The sequence below is a fragment of the Ralstonia pickettii genome (genome assembly GCF_030582395.1).
Lineage (GTDB): Bacteria > Pseudomonadota > Gammaproteobacteria > Burkholderiales > Burkholderiaceae > Ralstonia > Ralstonia pickettii_D.
In genome coordinates this window covers 90,073-105,242 of the sequence record NZ_CP104383.1, presented here as the reverse complement: position 1 = coordinate 105,242, position 15,170 = coordinate 90,073, and the positions used below count along the sequence as shown (strand labels likewise).

Genomic DNA, 15,170 nt, shown 5'->3' with positions numbered 1-15,170 from the left:
TACATCATTGCAGCGTCGCATACGGCAATCTAAGCTGCCGTCATGACTGCCCCTCTCGATTCCTGGCTCCTGCTGATCGTCAGCCTGCCAACCGCGAGCGCAACCGCGCGCATGCGCGTCTGGCGCGCGCTCAAGGCGCTGGGCTGTGCCGCCCTGCGCGACGGCGCCTACTTATTGCCTGCCCACGCGGAACAAGCCCCCCAGTTGCGCGAGTTGGCCGACGAAGTCGTACGGGAAAACGGCCAAGCCTGGCTGCTGCACGTCCAGGCCCCAGGGCCGGATGAGGCGGCGATCTATCAGGCCCTATTCGACCGCACCCCTGATTACACGGACTGGTTGGCCGAGCTGTCGGATGCCCGCAAGACGCTCCCCGGCCTGGCCGCGGCGGAACTCAACCGCCTGCACCGTCGGCACGCCCGCACCTATGAGGCCATCCGCAAGATCGACTTCTTCCCCAACGAGGCGTCGATCCGTGCGCAGGCGCAGTGGCGGGACTTTGCGGGCGCCGTCACTGCCGTTCAATCGCCGGGTGAGCCGCATGCGGCCGCCGGCAGCATCCCGCGCCGCGACCCTGCGCAGTATCAGGGCCGTATGTGGGCCACACGCCAGCATCTGTGGGTCGATCGCGTTGCCAGCGCCTGGCTGATCCAGCGCTTCATCGATCCGCACGCGCGCTTTCTCTGGCTGGAGAGCCCCGCCGATTGCCCGGCAGATGCGCTGGGCTTCGACTTTGACGGTGCGACCTTCACGCACGTCGGCGACCGGGTGTCGTTCGAGGTGCTGCTCGCCAGCTTCGGCCTGGACGGCAATCACGGGCTCGCCCGGCTCGGCGCGGTCGTGCACGCGCTGGACGTGGGCGGCACCACCGTGCCGGAAGCTGGCGGCTTCGAAGCCATCCTGGCCGGCGCTCGCAAACGACTGGCCGATGACGACGCGCTGCTGACAGAGATCGGCAGTGTGCTCGATTCCCTCTATGCCCACTTCTCCGGCAGCCGCAAACCAAGCTGACTTCACTGCACAACCATGATGAACACGACCCCATCCACCGCGCCCACGCCACCGCAGCCTCACCACGAACGCCCGTCCTACACGCTCTGGCAACTGGTGCTGTATTTTGTGCGGCTCGGCACCCTGGGCTTCGGCGGCCCCGTGGCGCTGGCCGGCTATATGCGCCGCGACTTGGTGGACGCGAAGCAATGGATCACCGAGGCTGACTACAAGGAAGGCCTCGCGCTTGCACAGTTGGCACCCGGCCCATTGGCCGCGCAATTGGCGATTTACCTCGGCTATGTGCATTACCGCATCCTCGGGGCAACGCTGATCGGCATCGCCTTCGTGCTGCCGTCGTTCCTGATGGTGGTGGCGCTGGGGTGGGCTTATGTGCGCTTCGGCGGCCTGACCTGGATGCAGTCGGTGTTCTACGGGGTCGGTGCGGCCGTGATCGGCATCATCGCCATCAGCGCTTACAAGCTGACGACCAAGAGCGTTGGCAAGGACAAGCTGCTGTGGGCGGTCTACCTGGTGCTGGCGGCCGTCACCGTCATCACGGAATCGGAAGTGGCCTGGCTGTTCCTGGCCGGCGGTGTGCTCGTCTGGTTCTGGCGCGCACCGCCCAAGTGGGTACGTCAGGGCAAGGTGAATGCGCTGGCCGCGACACCGCTGCCGGCGGCCAGCGGCATCTTCAGCTCAATCGACTGGCCGCTGCTGTCGCAGATCGGCGTGTTCTTTGCCAAAGCGGGCGCCTTCGTGTTTGGCTCGGGCCTGGCCATCGTGCCATTCCTCTATGGCGGCGTGGTCACCGAACACCACTGGCTCAACGATAAACAGTTCGTCGATGCGGTGGCCGTGGCAATGATCACGCCGGGGCCGGTGGTCATCACGGTGGGCTTCATCGGCTACCTGATCGCGGGCCTGCCCGGCGCTTGCGTAGCAGCGGCTGGCACGTTCTTGCCGTGCTACCTGTTCACCATCCTGCCGGCGCCGTACTTCAAGAAGTACGGCAAGCTGCCCGCCATCCTGGCGTTTGTCGACGGTGTCACAGCCGCCGCCGTGGGTGCCATTACCGGCGCGGTGATCGTGCTGGCCAAGCGCTCCATCGTCGATGTGCCGACGGTGTTGCTGGCGCTGGTGACGGTCGCGCTGCTGCTCAAGTTCAAGAAGCTGACGGAGCCGGTGATCGTGGCCGGCGCCGCGTTGATCGGCCTGGCGGTGTATCCACTGCTCCACCACTGAATCGGGCGAGACGACCATGACTACCCAAATGAAGCCGCTGGCATGCGATCCGACCAAGCTGTCCGGCTTGTCGGAGAAGCTGATCGCCAGCCACTACGAGAACAACTACGGCGGCGCCGTGAAGCGCCTGAATGCCATCGCGGCGGCGTTTGCGGCGCTCGATGTGACCACGGCTGCGGGGTTCGTGCTCAACGGCCTCAAGCGTGAAGAGCTGATCGCCACGAACTCCATGATCCTGCACGAGGTGTACTTCGACAGCCTTGGGGATGGCGGGCCGTTGGGGGGCAACCTGAAGGTTGCCATCGAACGCGATTTCGGCTCGGTCGAGCGCTGGCAGGCCGAATTCACAGCGATGGGCAAGGCGCTTGGCGGCGGCTCCGGCTGGGTGTTGCTGACCTACTCGCCGCGTGATGGGCGGCTCGTCAACCAGTGGGCAGCGGACCACACCCATACGCTGGCCGGCGGCACGCCAATCCTGGCGCTCGACATGTACGAGCACGCGTACCACATGGACTACGGCGCCAAGGCCGCGGCCTATGTCGACGCGTTCATGCAGAACGTGCACTGGGCGCGCGTCGCCGAGCGTCTGGCCACCGTGCAGCGGTAGTGCCTTTCCATCAACTAATCGCAGCGGAGGTTGTCATGCAGTGGATTACGCGCGAGCGCCCCAAGATCGATCGCATTGCCTGTCCCTGGCTGATCGCCCGCTTCATCGATGAGACGCCGGAGTTCCTCTATGTACCGTCGGGCGATGTGGTGCGCATCGCCAACGAACGTGGTGCGATTCCGTACGACATCCCTGGTGTGGAGCTTACGCATGTCGGCGAGCTGTGCAGCTTCGACGCCTTCCTCAACAAGTACCGCCTCGGCCAGGACGCCGCGCTGCAGCAGTTGGCCCGCATCGTGCGCGGCGCGGATACGTCGCGGCTGGACCTGACGCCGCAGTCCAGCGGGCTGTATGCCATCTCGCTCGGACTCTCGCAGGTGTATGCCGACGACCACGAGATGCTGGAGCACGGGCTGGTGATGTACGACGCCCTCTATGCGTGGTGCCAACGCTGCCAGGCCGAGACGCACAAGTGGCCTCCCAAGATGCCGGCCTGAACCGGCCAAGGAGACGAGCGATGAAGCGGACCCTGCTGATGCCTTGGCTGCTGTTGTTGGCCATGCCGGCGACAGGAGAAACGATCCTGTTCACCCAGGACAAGCCTGGCGCATTGCCTGCGGGATGGGTGGCTGGCGTCACCGGCCACGGCACGCCCAGATGGACCGTTGAGGCGGACGCTGCCGGCACCAACGTGCTCAAGCAGTCTGGCTCCGGCGATTTCCCGTGGTGCGTGAAACAGGGTACCGCCGTCGCCGACGGGTTCGTCGAGGTGAAGTTCAAGCCTGTCGCTGGTCATGAAGATCAGGCCGGGGGCGTCGTCTGGCGCTGGAAGGACGGCAACGATTACTACGTCGCGCGCGCGAACGCGCTGGAGAACAACGTCTCGCTGTACTACACGACGGGTGGTCACCGGCACACGCTTCGCTACCAGGATGCGCCGGTTGCCGCGCAGGCCTGGCATACGTTGCGGGTGGAATTCGCGGGCGATCGCATTCAGGTATCGCTGGATGGCAAGCGCTACATCGACGTGACGGACGATCACATCCGCGGTACCGGCGCGGTTGGGGTCTGGACCAAGGCCGACAGCGTGACCCTGTTCGACGCGTTCTCGTACGGCACCACCGCGAAGTAATACAGAGAGGAGAAAGAAGTGAATTTCAAGTCGGAAGTGGGCGGGACCAAAGGCCGGTTGCCATGCGCAATTGTCTGGGCTGGAATCGCGATGCTATGTACCACCACTTCGGTGCTGGCCGATGAAGGTTTCAAGCACCTGAGCGGTGCTGAACTCAAGAAGGCGATCGTTGGCAAGACCATCACTGATGGCACCCACTGGTCGGACAAGTTCAAGCCCGACGGCACGGTCGAATCCGTCATGCACGGACAGGTCCTAGGCGGCCGCTGGCGCGTGCGGGGCGGCGAGTTGTGCATTGCCGATTCCAACGGCAAGGGCAAGCCCCAGGCCGAGGATTGCTTCGAAGTCTGGCGCCATGGCCACGCAATCGAATATCGGCGCAATGGAAACGGCTTTGCGCAGGGGGATTTGGTCAACAGATGACGTATCGGAGCCCACCATGTCGAATGACGCCCAGCAGCTCGCTGCAATCGTTCTCGCCTGTTCATTAGCCTTCGCGATCGCCGGCTGCAAGAAGAACCCGTTTGGCGAGCGCAGCAGCGAGGTCGTCGGTATTGCGCAAGTCCCGGCGCCAGTCAAAGCGACGATTGATCGGCAGGCGGGCGGGCGGGCGATCGGCGAAATCGAGAAGCAGACGCAGAACGGCCGGGTCCGCTACGAGGTCACGCTCGGCAGTGGAAGCGACAAGTCCACCGTGCTCATCGGCCAAGACGGTCAGCAAATCGCCGACGAAGACGATGACTGAGGCTGTACATCACGGCCTGGCATCTGCCGTGGCCGCCACCCGGGGCCGGCTCACACGCTGGCTTCTGCCGTCGGGCGTTGATGCAGGTGCCTGGTTCATCCTTGTCGGCCGGGCACTGCGCGGTTTTTGCGACGGCTACATCGCCGTGCTGTTGCCGGCATACCTGCTGGCGCTCGGGCTCACCCAGTGGGCCGTCGGGCTCGTTAGCAGCGCCACGCTGATCGGCTCGGCGCTGGCAACGATTCTGGTCGGCATGCTCGGCAGTCGCTTTGCGCCGCGCCGCCTCCTGATGCTGGCGGCCGCCTTGATGGCGGCGACCGGCGTGGGCTTTGCCGGGCTCTCCGATCTCTGGCCGCTGCTGGCCATCGCCTTTGTCGGCACGCTCAACCCCAGTTCAGGCGATGTCAGTGTGTTCCTCCCGCTGGAGCAGGCGCGTCTGGCGGAATCGGCTTTGCCCGATGCCCGTACCGCGCTCTTCGCCCGCTACAGCCTGATCGGGGCGTTTTCCGCCGCCATCGGTGCCTTGGCCGCAGCCCTGCCTGGCTGGCTCGCTACGCATAGCGGCCTGTCTTTCCTGGCGGCGATGCGAGCGATGTTCTTCGTCTACGCATTGATCGGTGTCGCACTCTGGGTGCTCTATGCGCGTCTGCCTCTGCATCAGCCGCAATCAGGCGGGGCTGCAACTCCACTGGGGCCTTCGCGCGGCATCGTGATCCGGCTGGCGCTGCTTTTCAGCGTGGATGCGTTTGCGGGCGGCCTGGTGGTCAACGCACTGCTATCGCTGTGGCTGATGCAGCGTTTTGGCCTTTCGCCCGGGGCCGCAGGCCAGTTCTTCTTCTTTGCGGGGCTGCTGACGACGGCGTCCCAGCTCGTCGCCGTGCCCCTCGCGCGCAAGATCGGCTTGCTCAACACGATGGTGTTCACGCATATCCCGTCCAGCCTCTGCCTGATCGCGGCGGCGTTCGCGCCGTCGCTGGCCTTGACCCTGGGGCTGCTGCTCGTGCGCAGCGCGCTCTCCCAAATGGATGTGCCGACCCGAACGGCCTACGTGATGGCGGTGGTGACGCCGCCCGAGCGCACCGCCGCGGCAAGCCTGACCTCGGTTCCCAGAAGCCTGGCCGCTGCCATCAGCCCGACACTGGCCAGCGCGATGCTCGCCGCCGGCTGGATTGGCGCACCGTTGGTGGCCTGCGGCGTCCTGAAAATTGTCTACGACCTCGCCATCCTGCGCGGATTTCGGCGCGTCGAACCGCTCAACTGACCGAGGCGTTTCCCCGTCCCCCCCCCAACCCTTGGAGTATGAAATGGCTTTGCGAACACCGATTGCTCTTGCCCTGGCTGCAACCGTCAGCGTCTGTGCCATCGCCCACGCGGCGTCGCCCGCGCAGCGAGCCGCCCTGGATACCGCTCGCATCGAACAGGTCACCGGCCTGAAGGGCAGCTTCTCCGAGCGGGAGAACGTCTTCAAGGTGTCGAAGCCGCGCAACGATGTCCCCATCCAAGTGGACGGCGTGGCCATGCCGCCCTTCATGGGACTGACCTCCTGGGCGGCGTTCACGCCAGCCCATGACGGCCACGCCATGCTGATGGGCGACACCGTGCTCTTCGAGGATGAGGTGAACCCGGCCATGAGCGCGGCACTCGACGCCGGGCTGGAGGTCACGGCACTGCACAACCACTTCTTCTTCGACCGGCCTCGGGTGTATTTCATGCATATCGGCGGCATGGGCGACCCGGCCGAACTCGCCGCTGGCGTAAAGAAGGTCTACGACAAAATCGCCGAGATTCGTGCGGCGAACCCAGCTCCCGGGACGGCGTTTCCCGGCAAGATCGCCAGCGAGAACAAGATCACGCCGGCGCCCTTGGACGCCATTTTTGGGACGAAGGGGCAAGCCAGCAATGGCATGTTCAAGGTCGTGATCGGTGCCAAGGGCACCATGCACGGTGTGTCCTTCGGCAATGAAATGGGGCTGAACACCTGGGCCGCGTTTGCCGGCACCGATGACGAGGCCGTGGTGGATGGTGACTTCGCGATGCGCGAAGACGAGCTGCAGCCCGTGCTGAAGTCGATGCGGGCCGATGGCATCAACATCGTGGCCATTCACCAGCACATGACGCACGAGCAGCCGCGCTACATGTTCCTGCACTACTGGGGCAAGGGCAAAGCGGTCGACCTGGCAAAGGGCGTGAAGAAAGCCCTGGACGCGCAGGCCAGCGTGCACAAATCAGTGATGCGGTGAGCGCGGGCCAGCATGTCCGGTCCCCGCGCTTGTCTGCGGTCCTCAAAACTTTGAGAGCCATGCACACCCGATCGCCGATACTCGAAGGCTGCACGTCATTCAGGTGCGTACTCGCACTTGCCACCCTCGCACTCGGTTTGGCACTTACCGTCAGTGCGGCAACGCAAAGGCCGGCCGGGACACTGCCGTTGCGACATGTGGGCGACTATCCGTTACCTGGCGCCACGACGCGCTGGGACTACCTCAGCTTGGACCCGACCAGGTCGCGGCTGTTTGTCGCCCACCTCGGGGATAGCGCGGTGGTTGTCGTGGACACCAAAACCAAAGGGGTGCTGGCCACGATCAGCAACATCCGTCATGTCCATGGCACGTTGGCCGTTCCGGAGCTCGACCGTGTGTATGCCTCCGCGACGGGGACCGACGAAATCGTGGCAATCGACGCCGCGACGCTGAGAATCGTCGCCCGTATTCCGGGAGGCATCTATCCTGACGGCGTCGCCTACGCCCCGGAACTCGGCAAGCTGTATGTTTCCGATGAGACCGGTAACACGGAAACGGTAATTGATGCCCGCACCAGCCAGCGAATAACGACGATCGCGCTGGGCGGCGCCGTTGGGAACACGCAGTATGACCCGGTTTCGAAGCACATCCTCGTCAACGTCCAGGGACGGGGGATCTTGGCCGAGATCGACCCGCGCACCGATCAAGTCGTGGATCGCATCCCATTGCCCGGTGCCGAAGGAAACCATGGGCTGCTGATCGTGCCCAAGCTGCGACTGGCGTTTATCGCGTGCGAGGGCGACAGTCGCTTGCTGGTGTTGAGCCTGAACACCAGACAGGTGGTTGCAAGCTTCGGGGTTGGACAGACGCCCGACGTCGTGGCCTACGACGCGGCGCTCGGATGGTTGTATGTCGCTAGCGAATCCGGCGTCTTGACGATCTTTAAGGGGTCGTCTCAGAAAACGGAAAATAAAGCACGCTAAGCGTGCGTGGAGGCTGGCACCCAGCGGTACAGCGTCGGAATGGACACGCCGAGGTTCTTGGCCACGTCCTTGGGCGGCACCCCGCTGGCCAGCAGCTTCTTGGCCGACTCGATCTTGCTGTCGGTCATCTTCGGCTTGCGGCCGCCTTTGCGGCCGAGCTGCTTGGCGACTTCCAGCCCGGCGCGGGTGCGCTCGACGGTCAGCTCGCGCTCCATTTCGGCAAGGCTCGCCATGACGTGGAAGAAGAACCGCCCGGATGGTGTGCCGGTGTCGATGGAGTCGGTGAGGCTCCTGAACTGGACACCGTGCTTGTGCAGATCGCCGACCAGATCGACCAGTTGCTTGACCGACCGGCCCAGCCGGTCGAGCTTCCAGACGACCAAAGTATCGCCTTCGCGCAGCATTTCGAGCGTCTTGGCCAAGCCAGGCCGGTCTGCCCGCGTGCCACTCACCTTGTCCTCGAAGACCTTTTTACATCCGGCCTTGCTCAAGGCTTCGCGTTGCAGCTCCAGGTTCTGATCCTGCGTCGAGACGCGCGCATAGCCAATCAACATGGCTTGTCTCGCGCCCGGTCGATGCGTTCCTGCATCGCCTGCATCACTTCTTCGTGGGTGTACGATCTGGCGTTGGCGTCGGTGGCTTGCCGCAGGGCTTCCTCAACCTCGCGCGTCATCCGCTCGTAATCCTCCGGCCACAGCGCTTGCTCCATGCGCAGCGACGCCTGACCCAGCAGGTGCAGCAGGCTGAACAGCCGCATGTCGTTGGTGGCGACGATGCGCTCCCGAATCTGCTCCTGAATAGCTTCGCTAGCCCGATGCGCTTGTGGTGTGGCAGTCCCCTCGTAGTCAGCGGGGAATTCCGCTTCCTCGGCAATCCTTGCCCAGGCGCTGGCCAGCGCCTCGATGGTTGACGTGCTCATTTCCGCCGCTCCTGTGCTCTTTGGCGAATCAACCGGCCAAGGGGCCTCGACGCGAAAACCAGCAGCATCACGCCTATCGGATACCAGGTCGAGAAGACCACCAAGGCATCGAAGGCTGGCCGTCCGGTGTTGGTAGGCAGTACGGCGGTCACAGCCATCAACCCGCCGACCGTCCAGATGATGCGCCACACGTAGGGCATCACGCGGGGCACGTAGCCGTCATCGAAAGCGGTCTGGTAGTAGCGGCGCAGGCCGCGCTCGGCAAGCGCCTGGCGCTGCCGCTCCGACAGCGCATCCGTCCGGCCATACCAGCGCCGGAATGGTGGACAGCGCAGCAGCAAAGGGGTGAAGAGGATCATCACCGCCACGATCGCGACACCCCACGCCATGACGGCGCCGGCATCGGGCCGCTTGGCGTTCTCGATCACGGGCGCGAAGACGCCCGGAGCACCGATCATCCAGAACAGCGCAATGTGCTGATGGAAGGAGAGCTTCATTTGCTCATCCACTTGCGCAGCAGGCGCTTTTTCAGGGAGGCGCGTTCTTGCGGGTTGCGTCCCTTGTGATTGGCGATGCGATCCGCCGTGGCGGCCTGGCGCTTGACGGGCCAGTAGGAGCGGCCATCCTTGCCCATCGACCAGACGCTGCTGGCCTGGTTTTCCAGCAGGGGCAGATGGGCGCTCAGGGCTTCGGGCGACGCGCTGGTCAGCGCCGTGCGCTCACGGGTGCGCCAGCGCTGATGCCAGAGCTTCTTGTCCTCGCGCTCGCTGCCGCAGGTCGTGTGCCCGACGATGGGTGTTTTGCGGCGGCTGCGGCTCATAACGTAGTGGTCTCCAAGAACATTCAGGACTGATCCCAGGCGTCGATGGTCAAGACCTGATCGGCAGGACAGGCGGCTACGCGGTCGGGAACTGGATGGTGTTCAGTCTCATGCCGACCCCATTCGATTGATCGCGTCGCTTGCGGCACGCTGCGACGCAAGGAGGTTTGCGACCTGGTTTAGCAGCCGTGTCCGCTGCATGTCTGTTACCTATCTCCCCGACCGCTCATTGGACCAACTCCAGAGATTGGGCTCTATCGCTCAGCCAATACGAAACCGGCATTGGCTGATGCCACAACCGAGACGAACACAAATGGCTCGGTACCTGTATTTCGCGCCCCGTGCACTTGGCCCGGTCTTGCCACGGCTATCTCACCTTCCCTGAGGGCACGAACAATCCCATTGCCCTGAAAGTAATCAGCCATTCCCGACAAAACAGTCCACGTGTCTTGGCCGTGAGGATGAATGTGAGCCGCAATTTCCTGCCCGGGATGGACATGCCAAACCACGATAATTGAGTCTCGGGTTTCAAGCACAACGGAACGAATAGGCTCGCCTTCGGACGGCTGAACATACTCGGCTACAGAAAATATTCTCGATTCAACAGTCATCGGAGATCCCTCTTTCACAGTGCCCCCAGACAGGCTGGATATGAGTTCTAACTCGAATTTGAACGGGAGGCTGGTCGTGCGGTCGTGCAGTTGCCGATGAGCGTGTCGGCTGCTGCCTCCTTGCCCACCAGCGAACTCACGTCCGTTGCGGCCATCCAGAAGGTCTTGCCCGAGCGCGGCTCATAGGTCGCGGGATCGAACACGCCAGAGGGGCCGAACATCGGCGGCTTGATTGGTCATGGCTCCATGCCTTTGTCGTTACGGTCTTCATCGTCGGCATCCTGACGCACGGCGGGCAATTGCTGGAGCAACGCCGGCAGCCATTCCTGTACCGTCTCCCACACCACATCGAGGTTGATGTCGAAATAGCCGTGAGCCATGCGATTACGCATATTGCGCATGCTGCGCCACGGCACGTCGGCATGCGCCTGGGTGAACTCGACGTAGCCATCCATCACCTTTGTGGCCGCCTCGCCGATGACGATCAGGCTCATGATGACGGCCTGCTGGGTGCGCTTGTCGGCCAAGAAGTCGTCCTTGGCCATCCCTTCCACGAAGCTGCGCGCATCGGTTGCGGCCTGCTGAATGTGGTCGAGGTAATCGGGCAGGCGGTTCTCGCTCATATCGGTTGCGCCTCCGCGAGCACCTTGGCCCGGAACTTCGGCGGCAGGTCGCCGGGAGTCAGCAGATCGACGTCAACGCCGAGCAGCGATTTCAGTTCTTCTTCCAAATCGCCCAAGTCCAACAACGTGGCACCGGGCAGCGCATCGACCAACAGGTCGAGGTCGCTGCCATCCCGGTCGGTGCCATGCAGCACCGAGCCGAAGACGCGCGGGTTCGCGGCGCGAAAGCGGCCTACCGCTTCACGCACTGCGCTTCGCTTCATGTCAAGCACAACAGACGGTCGCATGCGCATCCTTTCTTATCGAAACTCGTTGAGATGATATGCAATCAAGAATAGAATTTCAAGAACTATTTTCGAGAATCGCAATGCCTTGATTCCCGTGCCGCGCCTGTGAATTTCACCCGCTCGACGAGCGCAACACCGACGCCGCCTACGCCAAGAACCGGCGAATCGACCTCAAACTCACGAACCGCTGAGCGACGCGTCACCGCGCTGCTGCGCCAGCCAGTCGCGCGGGGCGCAGCCCATGCGCACGCGGAAGGCGCGCGCCAACGCGTTCGGGCTGCCGTAGCCGACGCGGTCGGCCACCACCGCCACCGGACGCCCCTGCTTGAGCAGGGTGCAACTGACGTTCATCCGCCAGTCGGCCAGATAGTCGCCCGGCGTGACGCCCACCGCGTCTTTGAACGCGGCGGCGAAGCGCGCGCGTGACATGCCCGCCTGCGCCGCCAGCGCCTCGAGCGACCACGCGGTCTGCGGCGCATCGTGCATGGCGGTTATGGCGCGCGCGAGTTTCGGGTCGGCCAGTCCCGCCAGCAGTCCGGTGGCGCCAAGCCGCCCATCCATCAGATAACGCAGCAACTGGATCAGTAGCAACTCGCACAAGCGGTCGATGGCGGCCTGCCGACCGCACTGGTCGCGCTCGGCTTCGGCAAACAGCAGCTCTAGCGTCGGCCCGAGGCCGGGCAAGTCCGCCAGCGGAATCAGCAGCATCGACGGCAAGGCCATGGCCAACGGATTGCCCGTCGAAGCGCCCAGATCGACCTCCGCACACAACAGCTCAGCGGTATCGCCGGGGGCGGCGACAAAACGATGCGACGCCACGCGCGGATAAAACAGCAGGCTCGGCTCGGTAACCAGCAGATCTTCATGCACGGGCGAACGCGCCGTAATCGGGCCGCGCCGCACCAGATGGATATAGCCATGCGGCGCCGCGTAATGATGCTGCTCACAGAAGGCGCCGCTGTGAAAAACGCGCGCCGAAAGCGAGTAGTGCCGGAGCAAGCCGGCCAGTCGATCCGCCATTCCACTCTCCATATAAGACGATAGGTTACGTATTTGATACTTTACGTGCCATATCGTACCAAACAAAGGGCGATCATGCCCACTTGCTCTTGCACCTCACCCACTACGGAGATAGACATGACCCAAATCGCCCCCCTGACCATCGACACCGCTGACGCCGCTACCGCTGCCACACTCAAGGCCGTCAAAGCCAAGCTCGGCATGGTGCCGAACCTGCTCGCCACGCTGGCCCACGCGCCGGCAGCGCTCAACGGCTACCTCGGCCTGTCCGAAACGCTGGGCACCGGCCGCCTGAGTGCCACCCAGCGCGAGATCGTTGCGCTGGCTGCCGGTCAAGCCAATCGCTGCCAGTACTGCCTGAGCGCACACACCCTGATCGGCAAAGGTGCCGGACTGTCGGCAGAGGCCATCGCCGCGGCCCGCACCGGCCAGGCGGCCAACGCACTTGACGATGCAATTGCCGGCTTTGCCCGCGCGCTGGTCGAGCAACGCGGCGTGGTGTCGGCCGACGCCATGGCCAACTACCGCCGCGCGGGGCTCGACGACGGCCTGATACTGGAAGTGATCGCCAACATCGCGCTGAACACGCTCACCAACTACACCAACCACATCGCCGACACCACGGTGGATTTCCCCGTGGTCGCCGTCTGATCTCCATAGGCATATAAGGAGAACACAACGAAAATCGCACTCACCGGCGCTCTGCTCGCCAGCGCCCTCGTCCTGCCACTGGCCGTCACGGCCGGCGACTTTTCGCCCTATGTGGACAGCCAGGGCGGCATCAGCCGCCCCACAGACTTCCGCACAAACTTCGTCCACCTGGGCTCATATGCGGTGTTGGACGAAAAATCCGCCTCTCGCGGCCTGCACGATGTGTACACCGAAAAGGCCTCGGCCGAGCACTACCGCAAGACCGGCAAGTTCTTGGACGGCGCCACGCTGGTGAAAGAGATCCGCAAGCTCGAAACCAGCGCCATGACCACTGGCAACCCTGTGGTCTGGGGTTCCGATGCGGCCGTGTGGTTCGTGATGGTCAAGGACGCCAAAGGCCGTTTCGCCAGCAACCCCTTGTGGGGCGACGGCTGGGGCTGGGCGCTGTTCAAGGCCGACGCCCCCGCCAAGAATGTCGCCGTCAGCTACGAAGCCGACTGCATGGGCTGCCATGTGCCGGCGGCCAAGACCGACCGCGTATTCATCCAGGGCTATCCGACACTGACCCAGCACTGACTTGCTGCCGGGTTACGCTTCGCGCAGGATGGCACCTCCGTCCTGCGCGAGCCACCCTTTCCGGAAGCGCGCCATGCCGACACTCGACGCCTTTCTGACCGACGTCCGCGCCTGCACGCGCTGCGCACCGCATCTGCCACACGGCGTGCAGCCGGTCTTCCAGTTTCACCCGAGTGCGCCCATCCTCATCGCCGGCCAAGCACCGGGGGCCCGGGTCCATGCCTCAGGCGTGCCCTTCGACGACGCCAGCGGCGCGCGTCTGCGCGCCTGGCTGGGCGTGGACCGCGACACCTTCTACGACCCTACCCGCATCGCCATTCTGCCCATGGGCTTCTGTTATCCGGGCACCGGCAAAAGCGGTGACCTGCCGCTACGCCCGGAGTGCGCCCCCCGCCTGGCGCGAAGCCTTCATGCAGCGTTTCGAGCGCCTGTCGCTGGTCATCGTGCTGGGCAGCTACGCCATGGACTACCACCTCGGTACTGGCAAGACGCCGCTCACCCGGGTGGTCGAAGCCTGGCGCGAGCACTGGCCGCAAGCGTTCCCCCTGCCTCACCCTAGCCCGCGCAACAATCGCTGGCTGGTGCGCAACCCCTGGTTCCAACAAGACGTGCTGCCCGCGCTGCAAGCACGCGTCCAGGCAGTCCTCACCGCCAACCCCAAGGAAACCCCATGACCGACGACACCGCCGCCATTACCGAGCTGCTGCACAAGTACTACGACACCCTGGCCTGGGCGAACGGAGACAGGCACCGGCTTTGGAGCGATGAACGACGGCTTCAGGTGCGGTAGCTGACGCCTGGGACCTCAATCACCGTATGACCGGGTCGAAAGCGGTCCTTTCTCTGACAACATCGCCCTAGCCCGCACTCAACCCCCACAACACATCCAGCACATGTTGCGTAGGCCGCTCGACGTCCCCACCACGGTGGGCAATACCAAGTTGACGCCACAATAAGGGCTGTAATGGCCGCATGACGATCCTGGTATCGGGCAATGGCGTGGAGGCTTCATGCGGCAACAACGTCGCACCATAACCGGCCGCCACTAGGCTTTTGATCGCATCGTTGTAGTTCAGTTGAATACGCGGCGTGGGCTGCCGTCCATCACTGGCGAACCACTCCGAGGTCAAGCGCGAAAGCCGAGTAGTTTTGTCATTCAGAATTAATGGCTGGGCGGCCAGCCAACCGGGGGTCACAACATCCGGGCATTCCCAGCGAGCCGGCAAGAAGGCCATGACCGGGTCCCGCCGCCATGGCTCGATCCGCAATTCCTTCACCGGGGTCTGTGGCAGCGCGACCAGACCGATCTCCAAAGAGCCCTCGGCAAGCTTCTTCAAAGTTTCCTGCGACGTGAGCACCGCGACCTGCACATCGATAGCGGGATGGCGTTGGCCCAACGTCTCCAAAGCTTGCGGCATCAACTGTGCGATGGCCCCTGTGGAGGCACCCAGCCGCACACGCCCGGCCAAGCCCTGCACCTGACGCTCCACGTCCTCAAGCGCCTGCTCCGCATCCGCCAACAGGCGCCGCGCGCGCTCCACCAGCGTTTCTCCAATCGCCGAAGGCTGAATGCGCCCACGTGTGCGCGACAACAGCTTTCCGCCAACCCGCGACTCCAGGTCGGCAATATGCAAACTGACCGTGGGTGGCGCGAGGTGCAGCACACGGGCCGCCTCGGCAAACGAACCCGGGGTCATGCCAAGATGAGGCCAGTTCGCTATCAT

At 64.0% G+C, this 15,170-nt stretch carries 22 protein-coding genes and 1 pseudogene; 13 read left to right on the top strand and 10 right to left on the bottom strand.

From position 1 onward, the window contains the following. The first annotated feature begins 42 nt into the window (after positions 1 to 42). The 10 genes from N5B55_RS24135 (at position 43) to N5B55_RS24090 (ending at position 7,939) form a co-directional block, all read left to right on the top strand. Positions 43 to 1,008, top strand: coding sequence for a chromate resistance protein ChrB domain-containing protein (locus tag N5B55_RS24135; RefSeq protein WP_024542615.1), 966 nt, complete (start codon positions 43 to 45; stop codon positions 1,006 to 1,008). Between the two features lie 18 nt (positions 1,009 to 1,026). After that, complete coding sequence (locus N5B55_RS24130) at positions 1,027 to 2,232, top strand: chromate transporter (protein ID WP_092582997.1); 1,206 nt, start codon at positions 1,027 to 1,029, stop codon at positions 2,230 to 2,232. A 16-nt stretch (positions 2,233 to 2,248) separates the two neighbouring features. Next, positions 2,249 to 2,839: a superoxide dismutase gene (locus tag N5B55_RS24125; RefSeq protein ID WP_024542613.1), complete on the top strand. Its 591-nt coding sequence runs from the start codon at positions 2,249 to 2,251 to the stop codon at positions 2,837 to 2,839. A 35-nt stretch (positions 2,840 to 2,874) separates the two neighbouring features. Continuing rightward, positions 2,875 to 3,336, top strand: a complete 462-nt coding sequence (locus N5B55_RS24120; protein ID WP_024542612.1) for a chromate resistance protein ChrB domain-containing protein — start codon at positions 2,875 to 2,877, stop codon at positions 3,334 to 3,336. A 20-nt stretch (positions 3,337 to 3,356) separates the two neighbouring features. After that, the gene (locus tag N5B55_RS24115; RefSeq protein WP_024542611.1) at positions 3,357 to 3,971 is read left to right on the top strand and encodes a family 16 glycoside hydrolase; all 615 of its coding nucleotides are present in this window, start codon (positions 3,357 to 3,359) and stop codon (positions 3,969 to 3,971) included. Positions 3,972 to 4,061: 90 nt separating this feature from the next. Further along, entirely contained in the window at positions 4,062 to 4,394 is a 333-nt protein-coding gene (locus N5B55_RS24110) for a hypothetical protein (protein ID WP_024979744.1), read from the top strand. A 16-nt stretch (positions 4,395 to 4,410) separates the two neighbouring features. Next, entirely contained in the window at positions 4,411 to 4,716 is a 306-nt protein-coding gene (locus N5B55_RS24105; protein ID WP_024542609.1) for a hypothetical protein, read from the top strand. Continuing rightward, positions 4,709 to 5,977, top strand: a complete 1,269-nt coding sequence (locus N5B55_RS24100; RefSeq protein ID WP_029769034.1) for an MFS transporter — start codon at positions 4,709 to 4,711, stop codon at positions 5,975 to 5,977. The genes N5B55_RS24105 and N5B55_RS24100 overlap by 8 nt, the downstream gene beginning before the upstream one ends. Before the next feature lie 43 nt (positions 5,978 to 6,020). Continuing rightward, entirely contained in the window at positions 6,021 to 6,956 is a 936-nt protein-coding gene (locus N5B55_RS24095; protein WP_024542565.1) for a DUF1259 domain-containing protein, read from the top strand. A gap of 308 nt (positions 6,957 to 7,264) precedes the next feature. After that, positions 7,265 to 7,939 carry a YncE family protein gene (locus N5B55_RS24090; protein ID WP_369812462.1) on the top strand — a complete coding sequence of 225 codons (675 nt, stop codon included), beginning with the start codon at positions 7,265 to 7,267 and terminating at the stop codon, positions 7,937 to 7,939. Here N5B55_RS24090 and N5B55_RS24085 read toward each other — a convergent pair. The 9 genes from N5B55_RS24085 to N5B55_RS24045 all read right to left on the bottom strand — a co-directional run bounded on the left by N5B55_RS24085 (position 7,936) and on the right by N5B55_RS24045 (position 12,219). Next, on the bottom strand, positions 7,936 to 8,493 hold the full coding sequence (locus N5B55_RS24085) for a recombinase family protein (protein WP_003100847.1): 558 nt from the start codon (positions 8,491 to 8,493) through the stop codon (positions 7,936 to 7,938). The genes N5B55_RS24090 and N5B55_RS24085 overlap by 4 nt on opposite strands. Next, the gene (locus tag N5B55_RS24080; protein ID WP_003100853.1) at positions 8,487 to 8,858 is read right to left on the bottom strand and encodes a hypothetical protein; all 372 of its coding nucleotides are present in this window, start codon (positions 8,856 to 8,858) and stop codon (positions 8,487 to 8,489) included. Before N5B55_RS24080 ends, N5B55_RS24085 begins: the two co-directional genes overlap by 7 nt. Then, complete coding sequence (locus tag N5B55_RS24075; protein ID WP_003100856.1) at positions 8,855 to 9,355, bottom strand: hypothetical protein; 501 nt, start codon at positions 9,353 to 9,355, stop codon at positions 8,855 to 8,857. The genes N5B55_RS24080 and N5B55_RS24075 overlap by 4 nt, the downstream gene beginning before the upstream one ends. Next, complete coding sequence (locus N5B55_RS24070; protein ID WP_003100858.1) at positions 9,352 to 9,678, bottom strand: hypothetical protein; 327 nt, start codon at positions 9,676 to 9,678, stop codon at positions 9,352 to 9,354. Before N5B55_RS24070 ends, N5B55_RS24075 begins: the two co-directional genes overlap by 4 nt. Positions 9,679 to 9,932: 254 nt before the next feature. Then, on the bottom strand, positions 9,933 to 10,289 hold the full coding sequence (locus N5B55_RS24065; RefSeq protein WP_003465043.1) for a cupin domain-containing protein: 357 nt from the start codon (positions 10,287 to 10,289) through the stop codon (positions 9,933 to 9,935). A gap of 47 nt (positions 10,290 to 10,336) precedes the next feature. Beyond that, positions 10,337 to 10,510, bottom strand: coding sequence for a hypothetical protein (locus N5B55_RS24060; RefSeq protein ID WP_003154411.1), 174 nt, complete (start codon positions 10,508 to 10,510; stop codon positions 10,337 to 10,339). Positions 10,511 to 10,525: 15 nt separating this feature from the next. Continuing rightward, entirely contained in the window at positions 10,526 to 10,912 is a 387-nt protein-coding gene (locus N5B55_RS24055) for a HepT-like ribonuclease domain-containing protein (RefSeq protein WP_003100872.1), read from the bottom strand. After that, positions 10,909 to 11,199, bottom strand: coding sequence for a nucleotidyltransferase family protein (locus tag N5B55_RS24050; RefSeq protein ID WP_001247892.1), 291 nt, complete (start codon positions 11,197 to 11,199; stop codon positions 10,909 to 10,911). Before N5B55_RS24050 ends, N5B55_RS24055 begins: the two co-directional genes overlap by 4 nt. Positions 11,200 to 11,376: 177 nt before the next feature. Then, positions 11,377 to 12,219 carry a helix-turn-helix transcriptional regulator gene (locus tag N5B55_RS24045; protein WP_024542567.1) on the bottom strand — a complete coding sequence of 281 codons (843 nt, stop codon included), beginning with the start codon at positions 12,217 to 12,219 and terminating at the stop codon, positions 11,377 to 11,379. A gap of 117 nt (positions 12,220 to 12,336) precedes the next feature. Here N5B55_RS24045 and N5B55_RS24040 point away from each other — a divergent pair, with 117 nt between their 5' ends. The 3 genes and pseudogenes from N5B55_RS24040 (at position 12,337) to N5B55_RS24030 (ending at position 14,120) form a co-directional block, all read left to right on the top strand. After that, positions 12,337 to 12,870 carry a carboxymuconolactone decarboxylase family protein gene (locus N5B55_RS24040; protein WP_024542568.1) on the top strand — a complete coding sequence of 178 codons (534 nt, stop codon included), beginning with the start codon at positions 12,337 to 12,339 and terminating at the stop codon, positions 12,868 to 12,870. A 186-nt stretch (positions 12,871 to 13,056) separates the two neighbouring features. Beyond that, the gene (locus N5B55_RS24035) at positions 13,057 to 13,446 is read left to right on the top strand and encodes a cytochrome P460 family protein (protein WP_073665606.1); all 390 of its coding nucleotides are present in this window, start codon (positions 13,057 to 13,059) and stop codon (positions 13,444 to 13,446) included. A gap of 73 nt (positions 13,447 to 13,519) precedes the next feature. After that, positions 13,520 to 14,120 (top strand): annotated as a pseudogene (locus tag N5B55_RS24030) (uracil-DNA glycosylase family protein). Positions 14,121 to 14,303: 183 nt separating this feature from the next. On the opposite strand, the gene N5B55_RS24025 reads toward N5B55_RS24030, so the two are convergent. Further along, the gene (locus tag N5B55_RS24025) at positions 14,304 to 15,143 is read right to left on the bottom strand and encodes a LysR family transcriptional regulator (RefSeq protein WP_240480110.1); all 840 of its coding nucleotides are present in this window, start codon (positions 15,141 to 15,143) and stop codon (positions 14,304 to 14,306) included. Between the last annotated feature and the right edge of the window lie 27 nt (positions 15,144 to 15,170).

Coding starts and splice junctions, on each gene's coding strand:
- N5B55_RS24080 (WP_003100853.1), bottom strand. CDS start 8,858: ATGAGCACGTCAACCATCGAGGCGCTGGCCAGCGCCTGGGCAAGGATT.
- N5B55_RS24065 (WP_003465043.1), bottom strand. CDS start 10,289: ATGACTGTTGAATCGAGAATATTTTCTGTAGCCGAGTATGTTCAGCCG.
- N5B55_RS24120 (WP_024542612.1), top strand. CDS start 2,875: ATGCAGTGGATTACGCGCGAGCGCCCCAAGATCGATCGCATTGCCTGT.
- N5B55_RS24070 (WP_003100858.1), bottom strand. CDS start 9,678: ATGAGCCGCAGCCGCCGCAAAACACCCATCGTCGGGCACACGACCTGC.
- N5B55_RS24025 (WP_240480110.1), bottom strand. CDS start 15,143: ATGACCCCGGGTTCGTTTGCCGAGGCGGCCCGTGTGCTGCACCTCGCG.
- N5B55_RS24060 (WP_003154411.1), bottom strand. CDS start 10,510: ATGTTCGGCCCCTCTGGCGTGTTCGATCCCGCGACCTATGAGCCGCGC.
- N5B55_RS24130 (WP_092582997.1), top strand. CDS start 1,027: ATGAACACGACCCCATCCACCGCGCCCACGCCACCGCAGCCTCACCAC.
- N5B55_RS24115 (WP_024542611.1), top strand. CDS start 3,357: ATGAAGCGGACCCTGCTGATGCCTTGGCTGCTGTTGTTGGCCATGCCG.
- N5B55_RS24050 (WP_001247892.1), bottom strand. CDS start 11,199: ATGCGACCGTCTGTTGTGCTTGACATGAAGCGAAGCGCAGTGCGTGAA.
- N5B55_RS24110 (WP_024979744.1), top strand. CDS start 4,062: ATGCTATGTACCACCACTTCGGTGCTGGCCGATGAAGGTTTCAAGCAC.
- N5B55_RS24095 (WP_024542565.1), top strand. CDS start 6,021: ATGGCTTTGCGAACACCGATTGCTCTTGCCCTGGCTGCAACCGTCAGC.
- N5B55_RS24085 (WP_003100847.1), bottom strand. CDS start 8,493: ATGTTGATTGGCTATGCGCGCGTCTCGACGCAGGATCAGAACCTGGAG.
- N5B55_RS24040 (WP_024542568.1), top strand. CDS start 12,337: ATGACCCAAATCGCCCCCCTGACCATCGACACCGCTGACGCCGCTACC.
- N5B55_RS24100 (WP_029769034.1), top strand. CDS start 4,709: ATGACTGAGGCTGTACATCACGGCCTGGCATCTGCCGTGGCCGCCACC.
- N5B55_RS24125 (WP_024542613.1), top strand. CDS start 2,249: ATGACTACCCAAATGAAGCCGCTGGCATGCGATCCGACCAAGCTGTCC.
- N5B55_RS24105 (WP_024542609.1), top strand. CDS start 4,411: ATGTCGAATGACGCCCAGCAGCTCGCTGCAATCGTTCTCGCCTGTTCA.
- N5B55_RS24055 (WP_003100872.1), bottom strand. CDS start 10,912: ATGAGCGAGAACCGCCTGCCCGATTACCTCGACCACATTCAGCAGGCC.
- N5B55_RS24135 (WP_024542615.1), top strand. CDS start 43: ATGACTGCCCCTCTCGATTCCTGGCTCCTGCTGATCGTCAGCCTGCCA.
- N5B55_RS24075 (WP_003100856.1), bottom strand. CDS start 9,355: ATGAAGCTCTCCTTCCATCAGCACATTGCGCTGTTCTGGATGATCGGT.
- N5B55_RS24045 (WP_024542567.1), bottom strand. CDS start 12,219: ATGGCGGATCGACTGGCCGGCTTGCTCCGGCACTACTCGCTTTCGGCG.